The 4,072-nt window shown below is 38.8% G+C and carries 4 protein-coding genes; 1 reads left to right on the top strand and 3 read right to left on the bottom strand.

The annotated features are described in order from the left end of the window. Positions 1-31: 31 nt before the first annotated feature. A complete protein-coding gene (locus AC2SLP_RS11955; protein ID WP_486535535.1) occupies positions 32-1,246 on the bottom strand; it encodes an IS256 family transposase in 1,215 nt (404 codons plus the stop codon). A 116-nt stretch (positions 1,247-1,362) separates the two neighbouring features. Continuing rightward, complete coding sequence (locus AC2SLP_RS11950; RefSeq protein WP_486536848.1) at positions 1,363-1,731, bottom strand: hypothetical protein; 369 nt, start codon at positions 1,729-1,731, stop codon at positions 1,363-1,365. 244 nt (positions 1,732-1,975) lie between these two features. Here AC2SLP_RS11950 and AC2SLP_RS11945 point away from each other — a divergent pair, with 244 nt between their 5' ends. After that, positions 1,976-2,803: a lysozyme inhibitor LprI family protein gene (locus AC2SLP_RS11945; RefSeq protein WP_486536847.1), complete on the top strand. Its 828-nt coding sequence runs from the start codon at positions 1,976-1,978 to the stop codon at positions 2,801-2,803. A gap of 61 nt (positions 2,804-2,864) precedes the next feature. Here the strand turns inward: AC2SLP_RS11945 and AC2SLP_RS11940 are convergent, their stop codons facing one another. Beyond that, the gene (locus tag AC2SLP_RS11940; protein ID WP_486535649.1) at positions 2,865-3,857 is read right to left on the bottom strand and encodes an IS110 family RNA-guided transposase; all 993 of its coding nucleotides are present in this window, start codon (positions 3,855-3,857) and stop codon (positions 2,865-2,867) included. Positions 3,858-4,072: the final 215 nt, after the last annotated feature.

The following is a 4,072-nucleotide window of genomic DNA, read 5'->3' as shown; positions in this document are numbered from 1 at the left end:
GAGCCCATCCTGAATTCTGTGTAACTGCAATTTAGATTAAATGCTTACTAACACGCTCATCGAACATAATCATAAATCGATTAAGAGCAGACGTCCAGTTACGGATGGGCATCGACCACTTTTTAGACGCCTGCTGAGTCGCTAGATAAACAACCTTTAACGCCGCTTGATCAGATGGGAATATCTTACGCTTATTCACAGCGGTACGAATCACGCTATTTAATGACTCGATAGCATTGGTCGTATAAATGGCTTTTCTAATGTCTTTCGGGTAATCAAAGAACACGGTTAAGCCCTCCCAATTATTGCGCCAAGAGGTAACCACATGCGGGTATTTATCGCCCCAGATCTCATTAAACTGCTCAAGGCTAGCCTCTGCCAGCTCAAGCGTATCAGCACCATAAACCGCCTTTAAACCAGCCGCTACTTTTTTTCTATCTTTCCATGGTACAAACTTCATAGAGTAACGTACCATATGCACAATACATAGCTGAACCTGTGTGTTTGGATATACCGTATTAATTGCCTCGCTAAAGCCTTTTAAACCATCCACACAGGCAATAAGAATATCTTGAACCCCACGGTTTTGTAGTTCAGTGAGAATACCTAGCCAGAACTTAGCGCCTTCATTCTCCGATAGCCACATACCCAGTAGCTCCTTTTTGCCCTCAAGATTGACGCCTAAGGCCAGATAGATGGCTTTATTAATGATTTGCTTGTCTTGACGTACTTTAACGACAATGCAGTCTAAATATACGATAGGATATAAGCTACTTAGTGGACGATTCTGCCATGCTGTGATGTCATCTATGATGTTGTCAGTAACCCTTGATACGAGACTGGTTGAGATATCAACGTCATAGATATCTTTGATACTCTCAACAATCTCAGTGGTTGTCTGGCCTTTGGCGTAAAACATGATGATTTTATCATCGAGCCCAGTGATACGAGTTTGATGCTTTGCAACCAATACAGGATCAAAGCTTCCTTCACGGTCTCTGGGTGTAGATACTTCAATCTCACCTGTGTCACTGCGCACTGTCTTTTTGGTGTGACCGTTGCGCTTGTTTGGGGTATCCGCCTTTTCATGCTTAGGATAGCCTAGATGCTCTTCCATCTCGGCTTCTAATGCAGTGTCAATAAATGACTGCATGAGCTCTTTTTGAAATGCTTTGATGTCTTCAAAGCTGCCAACGTGTTTGGCCATTTGTTCGGCTAGTTTTTTTAGTTCTGTTTGTTTTGTCATTGCTTATTCTCCTTTACTATGGATTATAAGCAGTTACACAAAGTTTGGGAAAGTCTCATATAAAACGTAATCAATCTTTGAAATAAAGGATCTCTTTGCTTCTTTATCTCATTAACTTAATTATTAAGAGATTCTTCTAATGAATCAGTTTGATCTAACAATGAGTCTTTAAATATTTTATCTAATATATCTTGAAGCTCACTAATAGAAATATGTCTAGTATCAAGTGTAATCGTACCTTTATTATCTATATTTATTTCAGGCTGTACTTCAAATGCAGTTTCTCTTATTAATTTGATAGACTCATTACTAGCTATAGTTTTTCGTATTTCTATAGATGGAATAGATATTCTTTTTAAGGATGCTCCGAAATCTTTCATAGAATCAGAAATTGAGGATAGCATCTCGCGATACTCTGCCATAAAATCTTCTATCAACGCCATAGATGCTCGAAAGTCCTTCAAAGAATCCTTATATTTGCTCATATGTATGCCTTAATAACTCTTAAGAACCCCATGTTTGAAAGTTTATTATACTCTAATGGTTTAAGCTATATCTCACCCTACCTACTCGATAAAGCGCTTTTAAATTCTTATTATAAATATTACTAACTATAGTGGTAACTCAAGGAATAATAAAAAAATTCAACGCTCTTTAATATATACAATCAGTTAGACTGTTAGTTAAGTCGATAAATCAAACATTGTTTACTAACAAGGATTCTAAACCATGATTAGGTATATAACGGTCTTACCCACTAGTCTATTTTTAATGGCACTTTCAATGGGGATTAGTAGCACTGCTCAAGCAAATTACAATTGTGAATCCGAGTATATGGAAAAGTCTTTCGAATGTGCTGAAAACGCAGTACGCATGGAAAAGAGCCGATTAACAGACATCTATAATAAACGCTATCGCACGTTAAACAGTACGCAGAAACAACAAATGGACAATGCGCAAATTGCGTGGTTAAAACAAAGAGACGAAGCTTGCAGTTATGAAGAGGCACCTATGAATAATATGCAGGTGCATTTGATGATAGGCGCTAACCTGTGTACAGCCGAGAAGACCAAACAACGTACCCAATACTACTTAAACGATTTTGATGCCAGTCAACTAACCAACGCTTCGAGTACGTCATCGTATTTTAAACGAGTGACCACTGATTCAACGGGTGATATCACCTACTATCAAGGTTTAACCACTGTAAACGGCGTGCTTGAGGTTACTCATCCTGACGATGATATTTCACCATGTGGTTTGTGCTTCAGGGCAGATGATACCGATAGCCATAAAATACCTAGAGAGTTAGGCGACGATAGAATGGCTTGGTTTGCATTCAACAACACTATTTATGAACCTAGGGATAATAAGTATCAGCTGGGCAATCTTGTTTTTGATAGCCAAAAGTGCTACAAGCCCATTAAGGCAACGGTAGAAATTAAAGATTTTAAAACGGACAGGCGCGAGACCGAAACTGTAGATGAAACTACCTTTGTACGGTTTGTTTCGGTAGATAAACCGCAACCTGTCGAGTGCGAGGTAATACCTTATTAAACTGTCTTACTAAATTTTTGGTTTAAGGTCGTATCGTAGATACCATCTTAAAAAATAAATATCAAGCAGAAATAAATTCAACTTTTGCCTGATAAGGAGATTGATGTTTCAATACACCATAGCAGATATGCACAAGCTTACGCATAGCAGCGCAAATCGCCTGCATCTTGCACTTACCATTGGCTAACAGCCTCTCGTACTGTGCCTTAATATCAGGATTCCATTTAGTGGATACCACTGCAGCCATATACAGTTTAGCTCTAATAGCACTTGAACCATTCTTAGCTAAACGTGATTTGCCTTTAAACTGTCCTGACTCAATATGTCTAGGAACAAGACCAATAAAGGCTGCAACCTGTGACGCTTTAGTAAACTGCTTATTGTGCATCAGCGATAGCATCTGTCTTGATGTGGCAGGGCCTACACCTTTGATAGTTTGTAGTAGCTCTTGGTCATGCTTTAACTTAGGATGTTTATCGATATGATCATCAATATCATCGTTAAGCTTTGCAATAGCAACTTCTAAAGCATCAATCATAGTGCCAATGGATTGCTTCACAATAGGCGCAGTATCAGTAGCATATGCTTTTTCTTGACGGTTAAGCTCACGTTGCAAGTCTTGCTGTAGTGCATCTAAACGAGTCAATAATGACTTTAATTGTCTTGCTTCTACTGGTGGCGGTGTCCACTGTTCTGGCTTAGCACTATTAGCATAACGAGCCAGTAAGACGCTATCCTTTTTGTCAGTTTTATTGCGACTACCAAGAGAGTTTGCATAGCTTCTGACATAGGCTGGATTTACGATACTTAGAGCAATACCTTTATCATGTAGAAAATAAGCCACATTCTCATGATAGACACCTGTTGCTTCAAGGGTTACGTGTATATCACTTAAATTATCGCTGACGTTTGTTTTTAGCCAGTTGATAAGATTATCAAAGTCGTCTTTGTTGTTTTTAAATACTTTGGTTTTAACCTTTAGCTTGTCTGCATCTTTAAGCCATGCAACATCAAGCTTTGCTTTACTAACATCGATACCAATATAATGAGTCATCTTGTCATCTTCCCTTGTTCATGCAGTGTCACTCGTATTGAGGCACTTGGATACCATTCAGAGTATTAAGATGATAAAAATGAGCATTGGGCATTATCTACGCTACAGTGTCTAGGCACTAAGGGTGCGCTCATGCTCTCAATGCTCGTGATTAACCGCTTTAGTTTATCAACTCTCGTTGATTGCGTTAAGGGGTCAGTCAAGATACAAGGGTG

It is taken from the genome of Psychrobacter sp. CX21, assembly GCF_057396255.1.
The sequence above is the reverse complement of the archived record's forward strand: the minus strand, read 5'-3'. Positions and strand labels throughout refer to the sequence as shown.

Excerpts from the sequence above, each read along its gene's own strand:
- AC2SLP_RS11955 (WP_486535535.1), bottom strand. The coding sequence starts at position 1,246 with ATGACAAAACAAACAGAACTAAAAAAACTAGCCGAACAAATGGCCAAA.
- AC2SLP_RS11950 (WP_486536848.1), bottom strand. The coding sequence starts at position 1,731 with ATGAGCAAATATAAGGATTCTTTGAAGGACTTTCGAGCATCTATGGCG.
- AC2SLP_RS11945 (WP_486536847.1), top strand. The coding sequence starts at position 1,976 with ATGATTAGGTATATAACGGTCTTACCCACTAGTCTATTTTTAATGGCA.
- AC2SLP_RS11940 (WP_486535649.1), bottom strand. The coding sequence starts at position 3,857 with ATGACTCATTATATTGGTATCGATGTTAGTAAAGCAAAGCTTGATGTT.